At 61.7% G+C, this 23,734-nt stretch carries 30 protein-coding genes and 1 pseudogene; 10 read left to right on the top strand and 21 right to left on the bottom strand.

Features of this window, described 5'->3' with window-relative positions:
* Positions 1-18: 18 nt before the first annotated feature.
* The 6 genes from QNM97_RS10375 to QNM97_RS10350 all read right to left on the bottom strand — a co-directional run bounded on the left by QNM97_RS10375 (position 19) and on the right by QNM97_RS10350 (position 3,961).
* The gene (locus QNM97_RS10375) at positions 19-633 is read right to left on the bottom strand and encodes a hypothetical protein (RefSeq protein ID WP_283822648.1); all 615 of its coding nucleotides are present in this window, start codon (positions 631-633) and stop codon (positions 19-21) included.
* A gap of 89 nt (positions 634-722) precedes the next feature.
* Complete coding sequence (locus QNM97_RS10370) at positions 723-1,025, bottom strand: helix-turn-helix domain-containing protein (RefSeq protein ID WP_283822647.1); 303 nt, start codon at positions 1,023-1,025, stop codon at positions 723-725.
* A gap of 36 nt (positions 1,026-1,061) precedes the next feature.
* Positions 1,062-1,748 carry a hypothetical protein gene (locus QNM97_RS10365; protein WP_283822646.1) on the bottom strand — a complete coding sequence of 229 codons (687 nt, stop codon included), beginning with the start codon at positions 1,746-1,748 and terminating at the stop codon, positions 1,062-1,064.
* 156 nt (positions 1,749-1,904) lie between these two features.
* A complete protein-coding gene (locus QNM97_RS10360) occupies positions 1,905-2,396 on the bottom strand; it encodes a hypothetical protein (RefSeq protein ID WP_283822645.1) in 492 nt (163 codons plus the stop codon).
* Positions 2,397-2,448: 52 nt separating this feature from the next.
* Positions 2,449-3,123: a Helicase associated domain protein gene (locus QNM97_RS10355; protein ID WP_283822644.1), complete on the bottom strand. Its 675-nt coding sequence runs from the start codon at positions 3,121-3,123 to the stop codon at positions 2,449-2,451.
* Between the two features lie 82 nt (positions 3,124-3,205).
* Positions 3,206-3,961: a hypothetical protein gene (locus QNM97_RS10350; RefSeq protein ID WP_283822643.1), complete on the bottom strand. Its 756-nt coding sequence runs from the start codon at positions 3,959-3,961 to the stop codon at positions 3,206-3,208.
* Between the two features lie 50 nt (positions 3,962-4,011).
* On the opposite strand from QNM97_RS10350, the gene QNM97_RS10345 reads away from it, so the two are divergent.
* The gene (locus tag QNM97_RS10345) at positions 4,012-4,542 is read left to right on the top strand and encodes an SMI1/KNR4 family protein (protein ID WP_283822642.1); all 531 of its coding nucleotides are present in this window, start codon (positions 4,012-4,014) and stop codon (positions 4,540-4,542) included.
* On the opposite strand, the gene QNM97_RS10340 is transcribed toward QNM97_RS10345, so the two are convergent.
* A complete protein-coding gene (locus QNM97_RS10340; RefSeq protein ID WP_283822035.1) occupies positions 4,488-5,366 on the bottom strand; it encodes an IS3 family transposase in 879 nt (292 codons plus the stop codon). The genes QNM97_RS10345 and QNM97_RS10340 overlap by 55 nt on opposite strands.
* A complete protein-coding gene (locus QNM97_RS10335) occupies positions 5,363-5,656 on the bottom strand; it encodes a transposase (protein WP_283822036.1) in 294 nt (97 codons plus the stop codon). Before QNM97_RS10335 ends, QNM97_RS10340 begins: the two co-directional genes overlap by 4 nt.
* Before the next feature lie 309 nt (positions 5,657-5,965).
* Between QNM97_RS10335 and QNM97_RS26640 the strand changes: the two genes are divergently transcribed.
* Positions 5,966-6,427: an SMI1/KNR4 family protein gene (locus QNM97_RS26640; protein ID WP_502875021.1), complete on the top strand. Its 462-nt coding sequence runs from the start codon at positions 5,966-5,968 to the stop codon at positions 6,425-6,427.
* Between the two features lie 178 nt (positions 6,428-6,605).
* Complete coding sequence (locus QNM97_RS10330) at positions 6,606-6,896, top strand: hypothetical protein (RefSeq protein ID WP_283822641.1); 291 nt, start codon at positions 6,606-6,608, stop codon at positions 6,894-6,896.
* Positions 6,897-6,924: 28 nt separating this feature from the next.
* On the opposite strand, the gene QNM97_RS26635 is transcribed toward QNM97_RS10330, so the two are convergent.
* A complete protein-coding gene (locus QNM97_RS26635) occupies positions 6,925-7,329 on the bottom strand; it encodes an alpha/beta fold hydrolase (RefSeq protein WP_502875052.1) in 405 nt (134 codons plus the stop codon).
* Between the two features lie 710 nt (positions 7,330-8,039).
* Between QNM97_RS26635 and QNM97_RS10320 the strand changes: the two genes are divergently transcribed.
* The 6 genes from QNM97_RS10320 to QNM97_RS10295 all read left to right on the top strand — a co-directional run bounded on the left by QNM97_RS10320 (position 8,040) and on the right by QNM97_RS10295 (position 14,193).
* A complete protein-coding gene (locus tag QNM97_RS10320; RefSeq protein WP_502875020.1) occupies positions 8,040-8,591 on the top strand; it encodes an MspA family porin in 552 nt (183 codons plus the stop codon).
* A gap of 110 nt (positions 8,592-8,701) precedes the next feature.
* Positions 8,702-9,955, top strand: coding sequence for a calpain family cysteine peptidase (locus QNM97_RS10315; RefSeq protein WP_283822638.1), 1,254 nt, complete (start codon positions 8,702-8,704; stop codon positions 9,953-9,955).
* A 33-nt stretch (positions 9,956-9,988) separates the two neighbouring features.
* Positions 9,989-10,825 (top strand): hypothetical protein, encoded by an 837-nt coding sequence (locus QNM97_RS10310; RefSeq protein WP_283822637.1) that lies wholly within the window; start codon positions 9,989-9,991, stop codon positions 10,823-10,825.
* 155 nt (positions 10,826-10,980) lie between these two features.
* Positions 10,981-11,559, top strand: a complete 579-nt coding sequence (locus QNM97_RS10305; protein WP_283822636.1) for an SMI1/KNR4 family protein — start codon at positions 10,981-10,983, stop codon at positions 11,557-11,559.
* Between the two features lie 219 nt (positions 11,560-11,778).
* Complete coding sequence (locus QNM97_RS10300; RefSeq protein ID WP_283822635.1) at positions 11,779-12,174, top strand: hypothetical protein; 396 nt, start codon at positions 11,779-11,781, stop codon at positions 12,172-12,174.
* A 288-nt stretch (positions 12,175-12,462) separates the two neighbouring features.
* Positions 12,463-14,193 carry a hypothetical protein gene (locus QNM97_RS10295; RefSeq protein ID WP_276114665.1) on the top strand — a complete coding sequence of 577 codons (1,731 nt, stop codon included), beginning with the start codon at positions 12,463-12,465 and terminating at the stop codon, positions 14,191-14,193.
* Positions 14,194-14,419: 226 nt separating this feature from the next.
* Here the strand turns inward: QNM97_RS10295 and QNM97_RS10290 are convergent, their stop codons facing one another.
* The 7 genes from QNM97_RS10290 to QNM97_RS10260 all read right to left on the bottom strand — a co-directional run bounded on the left by QNM97_RS10290 (position 14,420) and on the right by QNM97_RS10260 (position 19,768).
* Complete coding sequence (locus QNM97_RS10290) at positions 14,420-15,475, bottom strand: TIGR02391 family protein (protein ID WP_283822634.1); 1,056 nt, start codon at positions 15,473-15,475, stop codon at positions 14,420-14,422.
* 67 nt (positions 15,476-15,542) lie between these two features.
* Positions 15,543-16,826, bottom strand: a complete 1,284-nt coding sequence (locus QNM97_RS10285) for a site-specific integrase (protein WP_349632353.1) — start codon at positions 16,824-16,826, stop codon at positions 15,543-15,545.
* Positions 16,827-16,977: 151 nt separating this feature from the next.
* On the bottom strand, positions 16,978-17,343 hold the full coding sequence (locus QNM97_RS10280; RefSeq protein WP_276114668.1) for a helix-turn-helix domain-containing protein: 366 nt from the start codon (positions 17,341-17,343) through the stop codon (positions 16,978-16,980).
* Positions 17,340-18,473 (bottom strand): tyrosine-type recombinase/integrase, encoded by a 1,134-nt coding sequence (locus QNM97_RS10275; RefSeq protein ID WP_283822632.1) that lies wholly within the window; start codon positions 18,471-18,473, stop codon positions 17,340-17,342. Before QNM97_RS10275 ends, QNM97_RS10280 begins: the two co-directional genes overlap by 4 nt.
* 300 nt (positions 18,474-18,773) lie before the next feature.
* Complete coding sequence (locus tag QNM97_RS10270; protein ID WP_283822631.1) at positions 18,774-19,034, bottom strand: type II toxin-antitoxin system PemK/MazF family toxin; 261 nt, start codon at positions 19,032-19,034, stop codon at positions 18,774-18,776.
* Complete coding sequence (locus QNM97_RS10265; RefSeq protein WP_283823159.1) at positions 19,031-19,156, bottom strand: antitoxin MazE-like protein; 126 nt, start codon at positions 19,154-19,156, stop codon at positions 19,031-19,033. The genes QNM97_RS10270 and QNM97_RS10265 overlap by 4 nt, the downstream gene beginning before the upstream one ends.
* A 246-nt stretch (positions 19,157-19,402) precedes the next feature.
* Positions 19,403-19,768 carry an Rv2640c family ArsR-like transcriptional regulator gene (locus QNM97_RS10260; protein WP_283822630.1) on the bottom strand — a complete coding sequence of 122 codons (366 nt, stop codon included), beginning with the start codon at positions 19,766-19,768 and terminating at the stop codon, positions 19,403-19,405.
* A 102-nt stretch (positions 19,769-19,870) separates the two neighbouring features.
* On the opposite strand from QNM97_RS10260, the gene QNM97_RS10255 reads away from it, so the two are divergent.
* The gene (locus QNM97_RS10255; RefSeq protein ID WP_283822629.1) at positions 19,871-20,353 is read left to right on the top strand and encodes an ArsI/CadI family heavy metal resistance metalloenzyme; all 483 of its coding nucleotides are present in this window, start codon (positions 19,871-19,873) and stop codon (positions 20,351-20,353) included.
* A gap of 68 nt (positions 20,354-20,421) precedes the next feature.
* Here the strand turns inward: QNM97_RS10255 and QNM97_RS10250 are convergent.
* The 5 genes and pseudogenes from QNM97_RS10250 to QNM97_RS10230 all read right to left on the bottom strand — a co-directional run.
* Positions 20,422-20,529: pseudogene (locus QNM97_RS10250) on the bottom strand (arsenate-mycothiol transferase ArsC); the annotation flags it as partial.
* A complete protein-coding gene (gene arsB / locus QNM97_RS10245) occupies positions 20,522-21,610 on the bottom strand; it encodes an ACR3 family arsenite efflux transporter (RefSeq protein WP_283822628.1) in 1,089 nt (362 codons plus the stop codon). The gene arsB and the pseudogene QNM97_RS10250, both read right to left, overlap by 8 nt.
* Complete coding sequence (locus QNM97_RS10240; protein WP_283822627.1) at positions 21,607-21,975, bottom strand: ArsR/SmtB family transcription factor; 369 nt, start codon at positions 21,973-21,975, stop codon at positions 21,607-21,609. The genes arsB and QNM97_RS10240 overlap by 4 nt, the downstream gene beginning before the upstream one ends.
* 235 nt (positions 21,976-22,210) lie before the next feature.
* Entirely contained in the window at positions 22,211-22,840 is a 630-nt protein-coding gene (locus QNM97_RS10235; protein ID WP_283822626.1) for a maleylpyruvate isomerase family mycothiol-dependent enzyme, read from the bottom strand.
* Entirely contained in the window at positions 22,834-23,727 is an 894-nt protein-coding gene (locus tag QNM97_RS10230) for an alpha/beta fold hydrolase (protein WP_283822625.1), read from the bottom strand. The genes QNM97_RS10235 and QNM97_RS10230 overlap by 7 nt, the downstream gene beginning before the upstream one ends.
* Positions 23,728-23,734 lie beyond the last annotated feature (7 nt).

The raw sequence follows: 23,734 nt of genomic DNA, 5'->3' as shown, positions 1-23,734 counted from the left end.
TTCCTGGACTGCCTGATGTCACTGACATTCCTGGCCGCTGCGAAGCATTCCGACCATCTGCGAAAGATTGTTCTGGGTCTCATAGCTGTAGCGCCATTGCCGAGCCTTCCGGGCGTTGTCGAGAGCGTCAATGACATGTTCGGCTTGTTCATCCGGTGTCGCAGTGGAGGACTCGTTGATCGCCGCCTTCACCGCTGTGACATCGGCCGCGCGCCCGCTGTCCAGGAAGGCGCTTACCAGTCCGCCGCGAGGATCGTTCTCCAGGCGCGGGGTCGCATCTGGCGGCGTCCATACCGGGGGCATCACGTCGACTCGGGTGACGTATTTGAAGGGCTGGCGCTGGCCTGGCGTCCATGGAATCGGGGGCGGCTGTCCGATCCACTGGAGCAGTGGATCACCGGCAGGGAGGTCAGCGAGGTCCAGGACAACCTTGTGTCCGGCGTTAGGATCGCGCGTCCATCCGGGGATCGCAAAAACGCCGCTGACCAGGTTGGACTCAACAGCGAAGGCGTAGTCGCCGTACTGCCGGAGCTTATCGTCAGCGCACGTCCACCACCGCGAAGTCCGGGTCCGTAGATCCTCGTTCGGGTGGTGCCCGTCCGCACGCGCTGGTGTGACATTGAATTCGATCATGCAACCGACCGTACAGTATCTCGACACACGTATCTAGTGATATGCCCGGTTGGTGGGCTGCACCGGATTGTCCGGCCCACCGTCGGTCGCTATCGACGCGTGCGCCATCCGTTGAGGCCGGCGAGCTGTAGTCGGCGGCGGATGACCGAGCGGGAGACGCCGAGGTCGGCGGCGGCGGCTCGTTGTGAGCCGGCGGCGGTATAGGCGGCGAGTGCTTGTTCGACGGTGATGTCGTATTCGCGGGGTCCGGTGCGTATTCCGCGGGCGCCGACGTGGCGGTGCACGGTTCTCGCGTCGACGCCGTAGTGTTCGGCGACCTCGCGCAGTGTCCATCCGCCGGTGAGGAGACGTCGCCACTCGGTGACGTCGTCGGCCGTCACTCGGGAGGCCATCATCACACCTCGCCGGGGCGATGCTGGCCGACTCGGCTACCAGTGGTCATTGGGGGAGAGTCCTGGGGTGCCGGCGAGGATGACGTGGTTTTGGCCGTTGCGGGCGGCGATCGGGTACGCCCATCCGGTGAGGTCGTCGACGGTGTGGCCCAGCACGGCGTCGGTGGTGGTGTGGGCGTCGTGTCCGCGCCAGCGCAGCCAGCCTGCGAGGCTGTGGCCGATGGCGGTCCAGGACCGCCAGCCGTCCCAGACGGGCAGCCACATCGTGTAGTCGACGTCGGCGTCCTGGTGGTGACGATCAGGCAGCGAGCCTGTGGTGAGGCATCGGGAGAGCCGGGTGCCGGTGCCGGGTAGCCACGCGTTGATCGATGCCACGGCGATCATGCCTTCGACGGCCAGGAGCCACCGCCAGGGGTTGACCAGTCCGGGGAAGGCGAGATGTCCGGCGGTGTCCTCGATCAGGGGAGTAGCGGTCGCCCCGGTGAGGGTGTCGATCAGCCAGTCTTCCGAGCGCGGGTCGGTGGCGATGTCGAGTACACGGCGGGCGGTGATCGCGCCGAGGTCGGCGGAGCCGATGTTGCCTCCGGTCCCCATGAGCCGATCAGCGACGACCACATCGGCGGTGCTGGTGACGTTGAGTGGCCGGGTGGCGACGCTGCGCAGTGCCCAGCACGCCGCGACCCACCGCGGATCGGGAAATCGGTTGTGGCAGGCGGTAATCAACTCGGTCTTCGACCATCCCTGCGCGCGGGCGGCCTCGACGAGGTCGCGGGCGACGGTGAGGGTGTCGGCCCAGCTGGTGGTGCGGGCACCGAGTCCGGCGACCGCGTCGAGGGCCGGGACGGTGCGGGTGGAGGTCTTTTGCTTGCCGGCGGGTGTTTAGCCCAGGCCGAGTCCGGACCCGCCGTTCCAGGCGTTGAGTGCCGGGGTGGGCCGGTAGTCGTGGAGCAGCCACGCCACGATCTCGTCGGCGACCGCGTCAGCGGCGGTGAGTCCTTGCCGGGCGGTGCCGGCCCACCGCGCCGAGCTGGTCGCCCACAGGCGGGCACCGTCGATGTCGACGGTGGCACAGAGCCTTCCGGTATCGGAGTGCACCCACGCCAGCCGCGGCTCGAGTTCCGGTCGCTGCTCAGCCAGCAGTGCGAGCAAGCCGATCGCGGCCAGATGCGATTGCGGGTTGCCGGCGACCAGGCCGGGACACTGCACATGGTGGCGGTGATCAAGCATCGGGTTGTGCCAGCCGTCGATGACGTCGGCGGGGTAGCGGCCGTCGGGATCAGGTGTCGGCAGGCGCAGGGGGCGGCGAGCATCCAGGCCGTGCCGATCTACCAGCCGTGCCACGGCTTCCTCGCGGGTCAGCAGATGGTCCATGATCGGGTTCCTTTTCCAGGGGGGCGAGGCGCCAGGGGAGAAGCGGCAGTGGTCAGTGGTTGATGCGGCCGTAGGTGCGCCACTGCGGGTCGATGTCGTCGAGGGAGTCCATCACCCAGGACTGTCGGCCGGCGCGGGCGATGTTGCGGCGGACTAACAGCCATCGCCCGAGTCGCACACCGTCGTCGGTGGTCCAGGCTGTCGGCACATCGAGGCTGCCCCACTGGCGGCGGTAGTCGCGGGCCGCAGCGAGGTAGCGGCGGGTGTGCAGCACGCCAGTGGTGCCGGGCGCGGCGAGTGTGACGCCACGCTCCGCTGCGACCTCGGCCAGCCACGTGTGGCCAAAGCCGCCGAGTGCGGCGGCCAGGCCCGACCACCCCAGCCCCAGGTCCTCCGCCCACCTGGCGGCCTCGGCGAGGTTAGCGAACCCCGCGTCGGCGATCGCCGCGTCGAGGCGCTCCCGCGCCGAGCGGCGCTTGCTGACAGACACCCGATCAGCACTGACCTGCTGGCGCGGTGTGTCGGGGAATCCTGCCGCCCGTTGCGCTCGCGCAGCGTCCCCGTCGAGCGCGGCCATCACCGTCGGATCGTTGTCGCGGCGCCACACCCCGATTTCGCGGCGCAGTCGTTGAGACGCAGCGGAGGTTAGAGGTTGGGTGCGGGGCAGGCCGTGGCGCTGTCGGTACTCCTGGGTCGACAACTCGTGAGCACGGGCCAGATGTGACACGAGTGCACGAAACCACCGGCCACACTCATGGCATTGGACGCGCTCACCGTCGTCAGCGAGAAACCCCGCGCCCGACTGCATCTCAGTCGACATACCATTGCCTGTCTTGCTGATCCCACCGGATAGTGGACCCGTCGGTCAACACGACGACGTCGTTGCGACCATCCGGGTCGGCGGCCTCGGTGGCCTCGGGATCGTAGGCGTCGAGCCCGTAGATGAGGTCCTGCCACATGTTGTCGATCGGCCCGTCAGAGCCGTCGGCGGAATGGCTGACCTGGTAGGCGTTGAGCTGATCGGCGATCTCCTGCGGCGTCGGGGGGATACGGTGAGCGAACCGGCGATACGCGTTCTGGCGGGCCAAGCCCAAAGCCTCACCAATGTAATCCCAAGTGCGGCCGTCCTTCCGGGCGGCAATCACCGCGTTCAGGAGCATTTCGTCGCTTTGCGCGGTCAATCGCTCACTGGTGGCCAGCGCGAACGCCAGGTTGTCGTGATGGCGGCCCTTGCTGTAGTAGCGGCCTGCCTGAGCAAGCGCGGCGACCGCGTCGAGCGCCTCAGCCTCGGTCGGCGGCCGTGCCATCGCCCGACGCCGCTCAATAGCGTCCACCGGCGCGGGGTTACCTTGCACCGCAACCGCGTCCGCCAGATTCCAGTACGCCCCATACAGGTCCTCGTCCTCAAGCGTCGGGCGGCCGTCGTGATCCCACCGCTGCCAGGTATTCCACGCAAGATTCCTCGAGGCCTCCTCCGCCGACACCAGCAGCCCGCATTCACGGACAACCTGCTCGAACACTGGAGCGTTCGGGTGAAGCGGAACATGGATCGACGGAAAATGCATGCCAACCGACGCGTAGTGAGAGCCACCATCCTCGAAGGAGCCCCAGAGTCGTGACCACGTTGAAGGAACTCGTCGACAGTCTGACCACCGCGTCGAGGGCGCTGCGTGACCGAGACATCGCCGCTAATCCCGACCAGCCCGAACTCTGGACGAACGAACCGACGCTCTTCCCGCCGGCGACGCCAGACGAGATCGACTCTGTGGAACTCCGCCTGGGTGCTCACCTGGACCCGCTCCACCGCGAGCTGCTCACCATCACCAACGGGTGGCACTACTACAACGGGTGGCAGTGTTTCCTTAGTACCAGCGACATCCTCCTCGATAGCCCCAGTTTCACCCTCACCGGGATCAGCTGGGACGAGCTGCGCAATGCGAACTGGGCATTCTGGGACAGCCTCGATGAGGCACAACACCCACGCCATCCTCTTCCCACCGATCGTGAGACCTTCATCCCGATCGCAACGCCAACCGCAGGATACGGTGACGTGCCCGGCGAGTCGTGGACGGTGGGATCTCCACTATGTGATCACGCAGCCCGGTTATGTTCGAGCCACGCAGCTTCAACTTCGTCAGGAGTTTGATAACCCAACGCGGAATGAAGCCGAATCCGATTGTATCGCAATTCAATCCATGATGTCACATCATTGATGGCGTGTCTTCTGGTGGGATAGGCGTTACGATTGACGAGTTCATTCTTCAGCGACCCGTTGAACGACTCGGCCCACGCATTGTCCCAACACACACCCGTGCGTCCAACCGACCGCAGCACTCTCAGGCCCCGACACGTATCCATGAAGTGACCAGACATATATTGACTTCCGCGGTCGGAATGAAATATGGTCACGTCGGGAATAAAGTCAACATTTTTCGATGCATTTTTCAATGCGTCACACACCAAATCTGCTGTCATTCGAGACGACATCGAATAACCAACAACCTTCTTCGAGAAACAGTCGAGCACCGTCGCCAAATACACCCAGCCCTGCCACGTCGCGATGTAGGTGATGTCGCCGACGAGCTTGTGACCTGGGCGATCGGCGGTGAAGTCACGCCGCAGTAGATCCGGCAGGCCGGCACACTCGACCGGGATCGTCGTGCGTGGGCCCTTCCTGCGTGGTTGACAGGTCACCAGGCCCTCATCGACCATGATCTGGCGCACCGTATCGTCATCGACCATCACGCCCTCACGCATCAACTGGGCATGGATACGGCGGTACCCGTAGGTGGAGTCCGAGTCATCGAACACCGTGCGGATCCGGTCTGTCACTACGATCCGCGCCGCCGCCCGCGCACTGACACCCCGCTTCTTCCATTCGTAATATCCCGAGGTCGATACCCGCAAACAACGGCACAATGCCGCCACACTGTGATTGCCTTCTTCGCGCGCGATGAACTGGAACTTCACCGATGCTTCTTCGCGAAGAAGGCCGTCGCTTTTCCCAGAATCTCGTTTTCTTCCCGCAATTCGCGAACTTCTTTTTCTAATTCACGAAGACGCTGGCGTTCCGATATCTCTACCGGCTCCCCGGTAATCTCCGGGTACCGTCTCCGATATGCCTTCACCCAACGAGACACCGAATTCTCAGATACCCCATTCTTTTTCGCCACATCCACAATCGTGTGTGACATCTCCACAACTTCACGCGCTACCGAATCACGAAACTCATCCGTGAAACGCCCACGATCCCGTGCCACAGCCAACTCCTTCAGTCATCCCCACCGTAGTGGTAGGGACCACCGTCCGGGACACGCCGGTCAGGTCAGGTCAGGCTGTGACTAACACGCCTCCGCCGGTCCCGCCCACACCGCCCCCTCCCTCACCGCCGCCGACTCCGCTGAGGTTGTGGTTCGGCGATCCCCCGTGGTGGTTTCGCGACGTGGTGATCGTGCTCGTGATCTCGGGGGAGTTCAATCAGGGAGTAACTGACCAAATGAGGCAGGCAGACCGCAATCTTCATTGGATGATGCGTGCGAAAGAAATGGGTTGGGTGAACGGAAAGAACGTTGGTTAACCATTCAAGTTTTGATCAACGATTTAGTGAGATTGTTGGGCTGGTTTCATCCGACCTGCAGGATGACCCATGCTCTGACGCCGAAATACTCGCACTGCAAGACAGATTAGGCGTCAATTTTCCGCCCGAATATGCGTGGTATCTGGCTAACTACCCAACAGGAGTAGTTTGTCCTGGATTCGAGCTATTCAGTCCAGTGGGTGTACGTGGGCGGTCTCTAATTGAGGAGTACGAATCCGTTGTGCGTGCTGAATGGAGGCAAGAAGCGCTCGGTGATCAGAGGTTCCTCGCGTTTTCAGATGATGGCTTTGGCGGCTATTACGGCTTCGTTTCGGGTAGTGCAGATTCGCGTAATCTCCAGGAACAGGTAACTATTTTGCATCCCTTCGAGGAGCCACACATTGAGCTTGGTCGAGTGGGCTTCTTGGAGTTCTTGTCATCTATACTGATGTGATGCTGGGGCCCGGAGGTCACTCGTAGTCATCAGCATGTAACGAACGCGGAGCGGGCGACGCGGGCGGTCGAATCACCCCGAACCGGTAGCGCCGGGATTTACGGCCGGTCCCCTCGACCGTGAACTTTGAACCTGCAAGTCATGGCATCGGATGGCCCCGCGGCGGGCTGAGCACCAAATGGTCACCGACGCCGACCGGGCCCTGGACAACGGCCGCTGGGAATTCGCCCAAGCCCAAGCCCGCCTCGATCACCTCGAAGCCACCCCCGCCACCGAGTTCCCCCGTATCCGCGAGCTCAACTCGATGATCGACGAACTGACCACCCTGCAACGCGAACTCCGCGAAGCCGCCGACTCACCAGAAGCCCGCGCCGCCAACGACGCCCGCGTCGAACGCATGTCCCTCGACGGCCGCGAACCAGGCTGGAGCCTCATGCTCAACCCCACCCCGCAAATGCTCGAAGACTAACCAAGGCCTCCACCAGACCCAGGACGGTTCACGGCAACGTCAAGATTCCGCAGGCACGTGGCGGTGGCTGCCGGCGTCCCGAAGACTGGCTCGAAGTAGTCGGCAACGACATCATCGGGGGATGGCTTCGGCGTGTTGGTAGCCGGCACGCAGGACCAGCCTGCGCAGTGCGGTGATGCGGAATAGTGGCCGTGTCACGCGGAGCAGGTGCAGCCGACTCGCGGGTACCGCGAGCCTGAATCGGGATGGGGGATAGTTGCCCTCGGTGTCGCAGTTGCTCAACGCGCACGATGCGGTGTGGATGCTGGGCCATAACCACTTGGACGACAGCACCGCCGGTGTCGTTGCCGACAATGTGGACCTGGTCGAGACCGAGTTCATCGATGACGGAGATCACGGCATCGGCCCACGTCCAGACGGTCGGATCGGCTATCGGTGCACTATGCCCCTGTCCAGGCAGGTCGATTGCGATGCATCTGCGTGTACCAGTGAGCAGCCGAAAGCAATTGCGCCTGCGCCGCGAGCGTTTGTGGGTTCATGGTCCGTACCGTAGCCAGTTCCTACGCCGATTTCCTTGCACACAGATGTAACACCACGCGACATTCGCGTCAGACCGGCTACTTTTCGTCACTGTTGCCGACACCTATTGCCCCCCAACACATTGCGCCGATAACTAATATTACGCAAGGCTAGATCGCGACTGCGTGCCGTGGTTCCTCGTCGGCTCGGCGCGGTCGTGCCGAGACAGGGCACAAGCCTGCGGCCCGGTCTCGACGTGGGACCGATGACGGCGACTCCCCTTGATGTTTGCCGGGTGGTGCCCGCCCGGCTGGGTGTCCCCGTTTCTGGGGAATGGTGACGCGAAGTGTCACCAACCACCAGTGTTCAGGTTGTCAAGTGTCCGATTCTCTGTTCTAATCCTTGCGGTAGTGAAGTCGGGGATCACGTTCACCAATCCATGGAGTGGCCTCGGGCTCGTCGACACACAATGACTTGGGGGTCATCATGGGTGGTCAAGGTTTGTTGGTTCGCCATCGGTCGCGTCACCGCTTGTCACGCAGCCTGTTTCACGGTGTCGCGGTATGTGCGGCGGTATCAGCGTTGTGGGCCGGTAGTGGGGGAGCGCACGCGACACCAACACCGTTGGCCTCGACCTACGATCACACCACCACCGATGACGGCTGGAACCTCGAGTTACGGGCCAACCAGTTGGTGGTCAACCCGATGAGCAACATCGCCAACGCGCCCACCAGCCGGGAAGGCTGGATCTCCGCCCGCGTCGGAGCGAAGATCTCCGGCACCGGGAACCAACCCGTCACTTCCGGTGTCCTCGAACAATTCCTGGTCGTCGGCTGCCAAGTCGACGTCTCCGACGGCGCCACCCTGGGACTCGGGTTCTCCGCCGGCCCCAACGTCGGCGTCACCATCAGCGGAGTTCCCAGCGCGAATATTGGTGCCTCAGCATCGGTGTCGCCGTCGATCTCGGCGAAGATCGCGCCCGGCAAAATCACCGAAATCTCGTTGGGGAAAAAGACACTCACCACCGACCACGCGTCCATCCGCATCAAACGCGCCCACGTCTCCGTCGACGGCTGCCTCGGACCCACCACCGTCCGGGTGATCGCCCGCTTCTCGGTATCCACCCCCACCGCCGACGACACACTCAACGTGTACAGCGCCCGCACCTGGCTCTAACCGACGCCGCTCATCGACTCCCACACCATTTGGCTTTCCACATGAAGGACAGAGTTGTGATGCCCCCTACCCACATTCAGCCGCCGCGAACTCGGCGGCCACTACACCTGGTGACCGGTGTGCTCGTCCTCGCGCTCCTCGCAGTCATGGTTGCGTTGACCACCTCGACGCCACCCGCCGGTGCCGAAACCCCTGCCGAACGCTGCGCCCGCGAAACCGCCGCCTACAACCAAACGTGGAAACAAGGCTGGGTCGCCACCCACCCCGGAAAGTCCATCTCCGACGCACCGGCACCCACCCCGCCCTACGTGTGCCAAGACCCCGCCACCCAAACACCCACCACCACCCAGCCGTCGGTCACCGCACCATCAATGCCGACAACCACCACACCCGGTCCTGGTGGCGCACCCAACATCAACGCCCACGGCGCCACCGACATCCCCACACCCGGAACAACGCCGATCGTCCCCGTCCCGGGACGGGCGCCTACCACCGCGGAAGCATCGCCGACCATCCCGACGTCGCCGTCGGGTACCAGCGGTCCAACGAGTGGCCCGCCGGTGGGGGATTCAGCCGAACCGGTGGGCGATAGCACGTGCTCGACGGGAGCGCAGGCACCGGATACCCCGGTCAATGCGGGTATCGTGCAGGGCGGAGTGCCTGGTCCAGAGGGTGTAGCTCAGGGGAGTCTGAACGACTGCTGGGTACTGGCCACGGTGATGGGGTATCAGTTGAGCAGCAAAGGCCGTGAAGGACTAGCCAGGATGGTCGTACCGTCACCGCGTGGTGGATACGACGTGCACTTGACGGTCAACGGTAAGTGCGAGACCAAGCATGTTGATCGGGTGTATGGCTCTGGCGCCACGGATAACGGAACACAGGGCATCGACAGCATCATCGAGTCAGCGGTATCGCAGGTAGACGAAAACGCGGTCGAGTGCGCAGGGGGATACCCGCAGAATGCGCAAAGCCTGATGTCCGGCAGCGGCAGTGAACACCACAGTGAACACTGGTGGACCAACAAGATGGCCGACCGCCTCACCAACGACTCCAGCGACATCAACTCCAAAATCGCCAACGGCAGCTCCGTCGTCGTCGGAACCGGCGGCAAGGAAGACAAGAAAATTGGTACCAGCATCATCGAAAACGGGAAAGTCAAAGATGGGCTAACCTACTCCCTTAAAGGTGGGCACGCCTACGTCGTCACGAGAGCCTCATCTGACGGGATCTGGGTGAAAAACCCTTGGGGCCCGTTCAACAAATTGGATCATGGCAATGAGTTCTTTATACCGAAAGACCAAATAGATGACGACTTCACTGACGTGTCGATATCGGCGCCCATATCAGATTCGGGGTGTTTCTGAATGATTTCAATGAGAGCGAAGTACCGACTACGCATGATTGCCGGTATCTCCGCCGCCGCTGCCCTGGTAGGCGTGGGAATGACGGGGTGTTCAGCGACCAGCGAGCCGGGCGACGCGGCATCGTCGACATCCTTCACATTGACGGGCAATCCCATTGTGGCCACTCCTCACGGCGACCCCATTCGTATAAGCAACCTCAGCTATCCTCGCTACGAGCTGCATGTCGGACAACCGTATATTCTTCCGGGGTATGAAGGCGAGAAAGACTATATAGTCACCCCCAAAGCTATTGGCGAGGCTCACGGTCGACATTGGGTTGATCTCACTGTCACTTTCGCAAACGGGGACGTATTCAGTTTCCGCTCCTACCAGAGAGTGGATGCCGACACAATGCCCTCCGACCTCGGCGGAAGAACGTCGATACTCCTCGACGGCACACGCGGCTCTGGCACCGAGGGGACCGTCACCCTTGGTATTCACAACTCGTCTTCCACTGGAGTCTTGGACCCGAATAGTCCTCAACGCGAGAAGTATGTTCAGACGAGACCTACCGGGACTCAGGAGTGGACCATACCGCTGAGCAGGAACTTCTGGGCCGGAACATTGAATGTGGGCGGCGATTTGGGAGACGATTCGAACGGTGACTATTCAGTGTTCGTGGGATTCAATGCGGTGGCGAACAGGGTTTCAGGACCAGATCTCGGATTGTCCGCCAGTATCGAGTGCTATCCCGGTGACAGTTACACCGTCTCACCGGTCGGAACCTTCACCCTCAAGGGGTACACACCGTCTGGCGAAGCCCCACCCACCGACCCCGCAAAAGTCGGATATTCACCCGGCCAAATGAGGGTTCAACTGAAGTGGTCATAAAAGCGACACTATTTTTGCCGACAGGCGATCAACTCCGCCATTGATCACCTGTTCTTACCCGTGGGCCGATCGCCCCGGGGTTTGACGGAGCCTCAGTCACGGTGTGGTCAATGGCCGTGTATGGCCAGTGAAACGACACCGAAAGTGAGCCGTCAGTGGTGAACTGGGAAGCACTCATCGCCCGTCAGCGACAACTCAACGACGCACTCGTCGCGTCCGGGTTGTTCGACGACGACATCGCCACCACCACCTACCCGCCTGCACCCGAATCTGAGATCACCGCGGCCGAGGAACGCCTCGGTGTGCACCTCGATCCCCACTACCGGGAACTGCTACACATCACCAACGGATGGCGACACCTCTACCGGTGGCAGAACCTACTCCCCGCCGGCGACCTCGGCGCCGACATCCACAACGACGACGAAATCCTGCCCTGGCACTTCGTCGAAGAGGAACACAGAGCATTCTGGACTTCCGGCGGCGATCCGGCGAATGACCCCGACGGGTATCCCGGCTACCAGCGCCTGCTGCCCATCGGGGTGAAAGACCCAGGGATCGGTGGACTGCTGGTCATCGCGGCCGTACCCGCCACCGAACCCGCACCCACAACCCCGGGCGTCGTATTCGACACCTCCGACGACCCACTCGTCACCTACCCGAACCTCGCCGCCTACATCCAAGCACGCAGCGACGACGACTACCAGCTACTCCAGAGCTACGGAATCAGCATCTGAACCCGCCATGCCCAAGCTGAGTGGGAAACATGGCGAGCACCAGGCAACATTCGATGGTGACACGGGAGTCGGCAAACATCGCCGGGATGGCGGGAAAAGACCGATGGAACGCCTGGAGCGCGGGCCGTGGATCAAGCGGATCATCAATGCACTTTCCGTCCTGCCGTGGCCATAGCCATCATCCCGTGTCAGGACTGACGACCCTCGGAGGACCCATCCATGCTCGATGGCCCCACTGATCCGCGACACGGCACGCTCAGCGGCTACAACAGCCACAAATGCCACTGTGAGCGCTGCCGGGCAGCCAAAGCCGCTGCCGAAACCCGGCGCCGCCGGGCCATGACGATCGAGCAACGGCGAGCGATCGACGCCCGCCGCACACCACGCACGCCCAGCGCCGCCAGCAAAGCCCGCACCAAGGACTACATCGACCGCCGCCAAATCGACACCCGCGCCAACGCACGCGAACACCAACGCCCCTGGACCGCCGAGGACATCGCCGTCGCGCTACGCACCGACCTCACCGTCTGGGAAGCCGCCACACTACTCGGACGCACCGGATCAGCAGTCGCCAACGCCCGCCACCGATTCCGCAACCGCCCACAGGACCACTGACATACAGACAAGAGTCGAGTCGCCCACCTCATCACCGGCCTGGACTGGCTCACATCGCCGCCTGTGGCACCCGCGACGTTTCGTCACTGGTGACGAAACACATTGCACGCCAACCTAAACTGGTAACGAGTCGTGTTGAGGTAGGACGAGTTGTCCGCCAGTCGTAGAACGGTTAGGCAGCCGGGGCGATCCGACTGGCACGCGACTACGGGGCAGTTGTCCTTGAAACTCACGCGTCCGTACGCGTCGCAGCAGTGCCAGGCTCGGGCGGCCTGGGAAGATGTAGTGATGGCGCGAGTCGAGTGGACCCGACAGAGTGGCGAAGACGTTGAAGCAGTCGTCGCCATGCTGTTATGCACTGAGTACCCGAATGCGTGGCGGCTTCGGCCGGGCCGAGGCGACGGCGGCGTGGATGTCTTCGTTCCACTGTCGGACGATCGCGTGCTACGCGACGTGTACCAAGTCAAAAAATTCGCCTCGAACTTGACCAACTCGCAGAAGCGGAAGATCAGGGCGTCGTTCGAGGAATTGCTGAAGACTGCTGAGGCCGAGCAGTGGGAGATCTCGTCGTGGTCCCTTGTGCTGCCACTCGATCCCACCCCGGCGAATGAGGCATGGTTTGACGAGATGACGGCCGATGTCGATTTCCCGTGCCGTTGGGTTGGCCTGAACCGCCTTGATCTGTTCGCGGCCCAGAATCCTATGGTCATCGACTACTATCTCCGTGACGGCAAAGACAGGTTGCAGCATCAGACAGATTTGCTCGCAGGCGTGATCGCTCGACGAGCGGACCGTACTCCCGGTGAGGCTTTGCAACCGATGGACGTTCGTTCGGACCTGATGACGATCTATAAGGCAATCAATGCCTACGATCCGCACTACCGATACGAGCTGTCCATGACCGAGTCACCGCCCGATAGATACGAAGCCAACCGGGCGGGCATCGTTGCTCTAGCGTCGTACGGGTCACCGGACGGCTGGTTATTGATTAGCATCTTTGCTCGGAGTTTGGCGGCCCTCGAGGAACGCCCGATCACGGGTGAGTACAGCGTAAAGATTGACGAAGGCAGCGACCTCGATACGGAGTACCGCCGCTACCACGAGTTCGGCACACCGGTTTCGCTCCCGAGAGGCACAGTGAACGTCCGCCTCTCACTCCCGGGTGGATTGGGAGTCATCGATAGCGACGACAACGTGGAGCTGTCCATATCGCCCTCGGAAACTGCACGTGAGGAACACACGGAAACCGAATTGGTCGTCGCCGTGCTTTCACCTGATGAGAGCACGCTTGCGGAACTAGAAGTGCGACTGGTTGAGCACACACGAGGACCCGCTGGGGGAACGCGAACAGTCTGGGAGGACCCGTCTGAATTCGTGCGTCTCGAAATTCTCGCTAGCGAGTACCCCAACTTGACGGTCAATATGCGAATGACCACAGACCCTGCCGGGCGCCGGCCTGCCGACATCGTTGACAGTCTCGAGTTCATCGCAAATCTGCACGACCCAAACACTTTGGGGGTATCTACCGCATACGGCCCGCGTCAGTTCTCAGCCATGTCTACATCGGCATCCGGAAGAGAACGCGACATCAGTGTGGTTCGCCTGGCGAAGGTTGCGCGCGCATTGGTGACCATCCAGCAGCACACCACAAAACGTATCCTCTTCCCATCGAGCTACACCGGGGACCAGGCACTTGAGATGATAGATGTAGCGAAGCTTCTTTCGGGAGAGGCGATTTCCTTCACCTGGCCAGAGATCAGGGTGGACCTGGAACCAGACCAAGACTTCCCTTTCCAGGTCGGTGACGAAGCCATGTTCCGTGTCGTGCAGGCGCTTGAGATATCGCTGGACTCGGGGCGCCTAGAGGTCGGCAAGCGCATGGCTATCCTTCAAGGTCGAGTCACCGAACTAACAGCGACGCAGCTCGTCGCTGTTCCCACGGGCGAGGACCGCGCGCAGATGCTGCGGTTCGATGGTGACGAGCAACCTGGGCGAGTTCAGACGCGCGAGCTCCCGTGACCCACCCACCGTCATTCACTTGGTGAGGAGACCGCTTCGCTCTGTCCCCTCATCGCGACGGTAACGCATAAACTGGTAACGGGAGAGGGCAGAACATAGCTTCGCCAAGACGAACGCAATCACGGGCCTCTCCGATGGGCACTGCTATGTCTGATCTGACGCCCGCACCGGGTGAAACGGGTAGGTGTTTCCTTCCATGTGGGTGATCCAGCTCGACCCAGACTCTTCAGATGCCTGCTGCTCTGAATCCCTCGACCCACTCGTCGTAGTAGTGCTGGACACTCTTCATCTGCTGAACCCCGTCCCTAAGGTCAGCAGATGGCTTCTTCAAGGACCTGCTCAGTTTGGCCACGTCCCGAAGCTGCTGGCTCAGCGTCGCCGCGCCGCCCACGCCCGCGATGCTGCCGTCGCGCAAGTTTCGAACCGACTCTGCGAGTACAAGGTACTCGGCCTGATCTTCCATAGACATTTCCGCGAAAGGCTTCATGTGAATGAGTGCGTCAATTCCGCCATTGAGATCGACCATTTGGCCAACGTAGTCAGCCGCCAATTCCCGAAACCTCCCAGTCGGTGAGCTGAGCTCGGTCGCAAGCGAGTTCACAACCGCTAATCTCGCAGCCATGCTTGTTGACTGCGATGCCTCATTCATCGTTGGCGTGTATTCGGTTGCAATCGTTCCAATCTTCGTCAGACACACCGCCATCTCTTCGATTGTCGCGCTCAGCTTCGGCATGGCATCTTCTGCGATCGCAATCAGATCTAGGATTCCTGTTTCGTCGTCTTCAACATCCGTGTCGCCATCCCACTCACCAGCTGTGTCAGGTTCGGGTGGCTGCCGAAGCTGCTGCTCCTCTGCTCGATCCAGCGCTCGCATCAATAGGCTTGCGAGAGCAAGCATCTCTACTGCTTCATCTTCGGGAGTATCGAGGTCACCGCCATGACCTCGCGGATTCCGCAAGCCTTGCGCGCTCCCCATGAATAGAAACTTGAAGCCTTCGCGCTCATCGGCCCCTTGGTCCTCATCGGCATTCGGCGATATGACATCGAGTGTCGGCGCGTTCTCATTAAAGACGTAGGTCATCAGCCGCTTGCCGATTTCCGACTTTCCGCTCAGCCGCTTTACGCGATCCTCGACAGCTCTGTACGCCTTAAACACAGCTTCGTCGTAGTGCCCGTTCGCGAACAACGCGCCGCTCGAACTGACAATCAAGCGATGAAGCTGCGGCAGGCTCGACGGCTGCGCTGCACTTTCCACATTGTCCGCCATGTCAACTTCCTTCATTTCGGCAGTTTAATACTCCAGAAACCAGCCAAGCATGGGGCACGACCCCGCGCGCTTTGTCCCAGCTTCATAGGTTAGCCACGTATTGGGCGTATGTGGCGGCCGACGCGACTGCGTGTCGCTCGATGGTGGCAGGGGAGTAGCCGAGCGTGTCCGCGAGTATCGCTACGGGTGCGAGCTTGGTGAGTTCATGCAAGGTGCCCAACCGGGCCGCCCGGGTACTGAACGTCGACCTCAACCGGTTCCGTAGGTGGCTCGGGTCGATATGCTGGCCGGGAAGATAGCCGCGGAATACCCAGTTCGTGGCAGGGTGGGCGGCGGTGTTCGCGAGGTCACGTTCCCCAGCAAGGTACCGGAATGGTTCATCGAGGGGCGCCGGCAGCGCGATGGCGATGCCACCGAGTGTGACGGTGACGAGTTCGTCGGAGACAATCACGTCGTTCCAAGTGAGTTTGACGACGCGATCGATCTGCTGGCCGAAGACGAGCACGAGGATCGCCGCGGCTCGATCTCGAGGATTGAGCGACGGTTGATTTGACGTGAGGCCGTCGACGACGTCTCGCTGGTCCTCAACACTCATTTTCGCGCTGGTGCCACGTCGATGAGGTGTCATTGCGAGGTCCGCTGCGACCAGCTTGGTCTTGATCGCCCACGCAAGAAATCGAATGGCGAACTCTCGTGTGCTCGGACCTTCGGCCTGCCACGCGTCCAGATCTGCTTGGGATAGGTCGCCGATCGAGACGTCCCGGTCGGTGAGCCAGTTGAGGAATTCGATTGTGACGGTGACGGTTTGCTTAGATCGCAAGAATGTCCCGTGCGACACCGACTCCATGGAATGCATCTGCCGTAGGTGGTGCCAGCGGATGTAGCGGTTGGCGATATCGCGATGCTCCGCTGAATTCAGTCGGTTGAGGGCGTCGTTTGACCAGTCGATGTAACGGTGCAGCAGTCCATCTCTAGCCGGCAGGATCTGGTGGGTGACCAGGAGTTCCCGGACGTATTCTCGGGTGCGCGATCGGGGGAGTTGGTCGACGACATCGTGGGAAACGAGCGGCATGCGGGCCAATTCAGTGAGGAACGCCATGACGTGTTCTTGATTAATCCAGGTCAGGCCGCTGTTGGCTCGTTTCATCGACTTCAGTGCAGTTGCAAAGGGTTTCAGTTCATCATTGATGATGCCAGTCTCTGGATTCGTCAACAGTCGGTCGACGGTCGATCCCAGGACGCATCGCCAGCAGCGGCCGTGGGCGTATAGTTCATCTTCGGCGCCGCACTCAACGCAGTCGACGTTGAGTTTGATCCCTGTGCAACTGCGGCACGCCGGCTTTCCGTCGATGATTCCTGGCAACACTCCATCGTGACCGCACGCGCACACGCCCCGGGTACGTTTCGCTGCTTGGTAGCAGTAACCGCACACCCCGAGGCCCTGCCAGGTGACGACACATTCCCGGTGCTCACCGCATCGGTCGCACGGGACTTCCCATCGTTGTGGGTCCTCGGGTTTACGTGGTCTTGCCATCGCCATCATCACCGCGGACAACTCGGATTCGGCGGGCAACGGAGCGCTTCTCGCCGATGCCGAGATCGGCCGGGTTGGCTGGTGCGTCGGCCGTGGCTGCAGCGCGCATCTCGACGTACGGCTCGAACAGATCGTTGGGTGTGCATTCAAGGATGTCGCACAACGCAGCGAACGTACGGGCAGGGATCCGTTCGGGAGTGCCGGTCACCAGTCGGTGGACCTGAGCATTCGACAGGTTGATACCGCGGGACTTCAGCAACGGGATGAGTTCCGTTGTCTTCCAAAGGTTGTGATCGGCCATCCGTTGGCGCAGATTCCAGTGGTAGCCGACCCGGCGTTGCTCGCTCACGTGTCCTTCCCTACATGTCTTTCGTCACGTGTGACGATTCGTTGCTGGATCATCCGCTGGATGGTTTTTTGTTTGAAGTCTGCCGAGACCGAGGTGTAGAGAGCAGTGGTAGATGAGTACGCATGACCGACTTGCTGCTGGACGAACATCGGATCGTATCCGGCTTCAAGGAGATGGGTAACGTACGAGTGGCGGAGGCAATGCATCTTCAACTCTGCCGGCAGCCCAGCCAGCTCGCGGACCGTAGTAAACGTGCGATTGAAGTTGCGAATGCCCGTGGCGCCGGCGCGTTCGGACGGCCACATCGATGCCGAGCGGTCGGCTGTGGCGAATTGTTCGCGTCCTTGTGCCGAGAGCCAGTGCTCGAGAAGGTAGACCACCCAGTCGAATTGAGGCACAGTGAGGACTGTGCGTCGGCGAGGCCCTGATCCCGACATGCCTTTGGCATAGCGGACCTGGACAGCGCCATAGTTGCCGTACTTGTCGACGTGTGGGTTCGGGCCGAAGTCGTGGTAGTCGAGCATCGCGAGCTCCCGACGCCGCAGTCCGTAGGCGTAGCACACCTTGAACGCAGTGGAGTCTCGCATCAGCGGAAGCCAGCGCTTCGAACCCTTGCCGAACTCCCGGTCGACAAGGTCGTCGCAGGCATCGAAGAATGTTTGCAACTCGGTCTGAGTGAAGCTACGCCGGCCGGCCGGAATGGCGTCATCGGTCTTGTGGCGCGGGGTGTTCCACTCGAACACGACTTGGGCGGGAACATCCTCAAATGCTTTGCTACAGAGGGCAGCCCACCCGTACCTTTCGTCAGTGACGTAATAGCAGAAGGCCCTGATCGTGCCCGCGTTCGCGCGCAGCGTCGACACGGAGACGGCTTTGGGGCCGGTTCGCCGGTCTGCCAGGAACTCATCGACGTGGACGGGCTGCCACGTCCACGGGTACTCGTTGGAGTGTTCCTGGAAGCGAGATACCAGGCTGCACGACGACTGGATGAATGGCACACCGAGGCCACGGGCCAGCATCTGCGCTCGCCAGCCATCCAGCATCGCCTCGAACACGCGGTCCTCGGGCCGCAGCAGGCCGACGACACCTTTCGACAGGAAGTCTGGTAGCCGACCTGGAACACTCTGCATGATCGCAAGTGTAGCGCGAGAATCTCTCATCTGTTTGCATCTAACGATGCTGATCTGCAGATTGAGCTACTGGACCGGTGCGACCCGGCAATTCGCCACGGGTCGTGGCCAGCAGTTTCACTCAAGATTCGCTAGGACGAGTCCTCTCATCTATTTGAACTCGTCCTAGTTTTTCGCCGATAAGATACATTATGTCAACTAAAACACTAGACACTGCGCCACTCCGCAACACTATTCAAAGCCCACCGCCGATTGCCGGCCAGCGGCGTCTGTCGTCGGCGTCGACTCCCACCGCTCGAATCATCGCGCCAGTCCCAGAAACGCCATCAACGAGCGCTCGACTTCGACGAGTTGGTCGGATGTCAGACGGCCGACACGCGTCAGAACATTCGGTCGGCGCACTGCGGTCAGTTTGTCCGGCGCATCGACGAGCCGGCTGGTCATCGGCGCAACCACCACCGACAAAGTCGAGTCGAAAAGGTCATCCTGGACGATGACGGCAGGCCACGGCTTGGATGCATACACACCACCCGCAACGGTCCAGATTTCGCCGCGAATCACACCTCGTCGTCCCACGGCGCGGCGACAGCCTCGACGAGATCCTGCTCATCGGCATCGGCATCGGCCTCTGCCACGAGAACCGATTGCTCGTGGGCTTGCGCGGCAAACTCTGGCGTTCGTATGTCAGGAATCCAGACCTGCTACGGGCGCAATCCGCGCTCACGCATCCAACGTCGGTACTTACTCACCCTGTCCCTCACTGCCATGCCCGCAAGTTACATGTAACACCCATTAAACGGCCAGGGTGCGGAACTCGATAATGAATATGCAGCAATTGAATATGCAGGGTTACCTGTAAAGGCTGGGATATTACAGCCCATGCAGCAGTCACTGACCACGACGACCGCGACCGTGAACTGACCTCGTTCTCAACAACAGCCGGCGCTCGCCCCCAGAACAGCGCACAACGCCTGCAACGATTCCGGCCGAGCCCGGTAATACACGTTCATCCCCCGCCGTTGCCCCACCACCATCCCCGCCTTGCGTAGCTGCCCCAGATGATGACTGGTCGTCGCCTCCGTCAGCCCGACCGCCGTCGCGAGATCACAGGTACACACACCCTCACCCGCCTCATCGGTCAACAACATCGACACCAACTTGATGCGCACCGGATCAGCAAGTGCCTTGAGTCGCAACGCAATCTCCAGTGCGTCACCATCATCGAGCGGACCCGACGACACCGGGGCACAACAAATCGGTGCACTGATATCCACCATCGGCAACGTCTTCGGCATACCCCCAGCCTACCCAGAGACCTTGACATATGTCGAAAAGGTGGCATCCTAGCCCCACGTCAAGTATTTCGATATATGTCTCACAGGTGAAGGTGGTTGGTCATGTCCCGCATTCAACTCGCGCTCAACGTCGATGATCTCGATGCCGCAATCGTGTTCTACTCGAAGCTGTTCAACACCGCCCCGGCCAAACGCAAGCCGGGATATGCGAACTTCGCGGTCGTCGAGCCGCCCGTGAAGCTGGTGCTGATCGAGAATCCGGGCCAGGGAGGCACCATCAATCATCTCGGCGTCGAGGTCGAATCCAGCGACAAGGTCCATGCCGAGATCGTCCGACTCTCCGAGGCGGGCCTGTTCACTCATGAGGAGATCAACACCACCTGTTGCTTCGCCACCCAGGACAAGGTGTGGGTCAGCGGCCCGGCGAACGAACAGTGGGAGGTCTACACCGTGCTCGCCGACTCCGAGACCTTCGGATCGAGTCCGAAACTGTTGGAACGCAACACTATCGATCCTGATGCTGGTGCCGTGTGCTGTGCCGGCAGCGCGACCGGCAGCCCCGAATCGAGCGCCGCCTGCTGCTGACCGGCACTGCTCGGTTCGCTACCGGTCCAGACGGTCCACGAGGTCGCGGATCCGGTCGGAGATGTCGTCGCGGAGGCAACGATCCGGTCGGCGAGGGTGGGTGCGAGGTACTCGGCCATCACTGATTTGCCGCGGTTGCTCATGCACACGAACAACACGGTGGTGGGATCAGGCATCGAGCATCGGCCCTCTCGACGCGGTTGTGGTGGAGGGAAATCGGCGGCGCAATGCCAAGGACACATAGACCAGGGCGACGAGGACAGGCACCTCGATCAACGGGCCGATCACCCCGGCCAGCGCCTGGCCCGAAGTTGCACCGTAGGTGGCGATCGCGACGGCGATGGCGAGTTCGAAGTTGTTTCCGGCCGCGGTGAACGCCAACGTCGTCGTCCGCTCGTAGCCAAGCCCGAGGCCGGCGCCGAGGACAAATCCACCGCCCCACATCACCGCGAAGTAGACCAACAGCGGCACCGCGATCCGCACGACATCCCATGGCCGCGAGGTGATCTGCCCACCCTGCAGGGCGAAGAGGATGACAATGGTGAACAGCAGACCATACAGCGCCCACGGACCCAGTCGCGGCAAGAACGCCGTTTCGTACCAGTCACGCCCCCGGACCCGTTCACTCACCCGACGGGTCAGGTAGCCCGCAACGAGGGGAAGACCCAGGAAGATCAGCACCGATTTCGCGATCTGCCACGCCGACGTGGTGATGGCGGTTTGCTCCAGACCGAGCCAGCCGGGCAGCACCGACAGGTAGAACCACCCGAGCACGGCGAACATGAGCACCTGAAACACCGAGTTCAACGCCACCAGAACCGCGGCCGCTTCCCGATCCCCGCACGCAAGTTCGTTCCAAATGATGACCATCGCGATGCACCGGGCCAGACCGACGATGATCAGGCCCGTCCGATACTCCGGCAGATCCGGTAGCAGCAACCACGCCAGCGCGAACATTAATGCCGGTCCCACAACCCAGTTCAACACCAGAGACCCGATCAGCAGCCGCCGGTCACCTGTGACCGAGTCGAGTTTGTCGTAGCGCACCTTCGCCAGCACCGGATACATCATCACCAACAAGCCGACCGCGATCGGTAGCGAGATACCGTCGACTTCCACCTTCGCCAGCGCCTCCCCCAAACCCGACACGCCACGCCCGAGTAGCAGCCCGGCCACCATTGCGGCGCCGATCCACACCGGCAGAAACCGGTCCAGCAGCGACAATTTCCCTGCGACCGCCGGACCCTGCCTACTCATTCGGGGTCCTCACACGAACTCGGCTCGCCGACCACCGCCGCCAGCCCCACAAGCAGTTCCGACAATTGTTCGAGCACAACGCTGTTCACCCGGTAATAGACCCACGTGCCCCGACGTTCACTGGTCACCAGACCGGCTTCCCGCAACACCTTCAAATGATGGGAGATAGTCGGCTGTGACAATCGGATCGGCCCCGAGATATCGCACACGCACGCCTCACCACCCGGCCGCGACGCCACCTCCGACAACAACCGCAAGCGCACCGGATCCGCCAGCGCCTTCAACGCCGGAGCGAACCGCGCAGCCTGCTTCGCGGTCAACCTGCCCGCAACAACACCCACAGCCAGCACTTCCTGATTCGACATACATCAATATTGACACACATCGAATCAGCGGCCGATCAAACCCCCACCATCAATCGCCACCGCACGACTGCAGACCTCGAAACCCTCTGCTGGGGAATATGATCAGTTCGAAATTGACGGTATCCAGTACACGACTAGATACTGCGCTGCCCTGCAACACTATTCAGAGCCGGACGCCGACACGCGACGCTCGGAGCTGAACGAGGCCTGGCCTTCTTGAGCTATATATCTGGGGTCAGTACACAAGACCACGACGCCGCAGCACTGACACTCCCGGTCCATTGAGTTCGTCGAGTACACATTCCCGACCGGCAATCGCCATCATGATCGCCTCGGCGTGGCCGCGGACCTCCGCGCCCACGCCACGACGCCATGGGACATCGGTAGCTGTGAACCGCAATCCGACGACACGATGATGCGCGCCGATCGGCGGGGCGAATCGAGCGAAACTCACCGCCTGGATGAGCCGTCCTTCAGGAATAACGCGCGGCCGACCGAGCGGCCGTCGAATGTCCTGCTGGTGCACCATCGCATCGAGTAACGCGATGCGACAGCCGAATGCCGTCGTGAGGCCGCGCGGATCGACACACCGCTCCATCCTCGCGATCAACCGGTCCGGCTCCCAGCTCGAGTAGTCCGCCACACCCGCGGCATTGACCTCCGCCAGACAGAGCCGGGCACGACCGAATCGACCGAGCAACTCTTGCCAAGTTAGGTCATCGAAACTGAGCGAATGCGCGACGACGTCGTGCACCGTCCACCCCGCGCACAACGACGGTGCCTGCCAGTCGTCATCGCTCAACTCGCGCAAGAAGACCGCAAAGCTGCGGCGCTCGGCCTGAGCGAAATGCCGGACGCTCAACATGGATCGACTCGACCAAGTTCGGCCGACCACTCGACGATCGCCGCAGCGAACTCGTCGGGGGCATCGGACTCGACGTAGAGGCCAGCACCGTCGACGATGACCGTCCGGTGATGCGGAAGCGCCGCCTCCAGTCGCACTCTCTCGACATCCCGGAACACCCGGTCTGCACCGCCCCACAGAATGAGAGTCGGCAGGTCGGAGACGTCGCCGAGAGTCGACTCGACCGCGGTGAAAAACTCGCGGCTCGCCGTGATGCAGTGAGGAAGAATTGCGGACGCCCGCCGCCGCCCCGGAGTGTCTTGAGCCCGACGATAGTGCGCCATCTCGGCCTCGGTGGGCGCGCGGCGCCGGTGGCCGGCCGGAACAAAGAGATCGACAACGAGGCCGAAGCGGTGTGCCAGGGCACGCAGCGGACGGGAGCCCGCAATGCGGGAGAACGCTTCGAAGTAGAGGTCGCCATTCGTCGGCCACGCCCAGGTGTCGGCAAGAACCAGCCGATCGAACGTTCCCGGACGACGCCGCTCGACCCCCAGTCCAATCGGTCCACCCCAGTCCTGGGCGACGAGCGTGGCAGTATCGATGCCCAGCGCTTCGGCGAACGCGGCAACGACATCGGCATGCTCCTCGGGCCGAAAGCGGTATCCAGGTTTCGCCGTGGATAGACCAAAGCCCGGGTAGTCCAAGGCGACACATCGGAAGTTGTCTCGGAGAATTCGGATCACATCGCGCCACAAGAACGACCAGGTTGGATTTCCGTGGAGCATCAGCAGGGTCGGCCCGCTCCCCTCGTCCACGTAGTGGACTACATTGCCATCGACTTCGACGAACTGGCTGTCAAAAGGAAACAGCCTGTCGTCGACCCACACGGGCCGTTCTCCAGCGGTCATGGTCGGT

Source organism: Gordonia sp. L191, from assembly GCF_030077625.1.
Classification (GTDB): Bacteria; Actinomycetota; Actinomycetes; order Mycobacteriales; family Mycobacteriaceae; genus Gordonia; species Gordonia polyisoprenivorans_A.
Note: the sequence above shows the minus strand (reverse complement) of the source record. Positions and strands in the feature narration are given on the sequence as shown.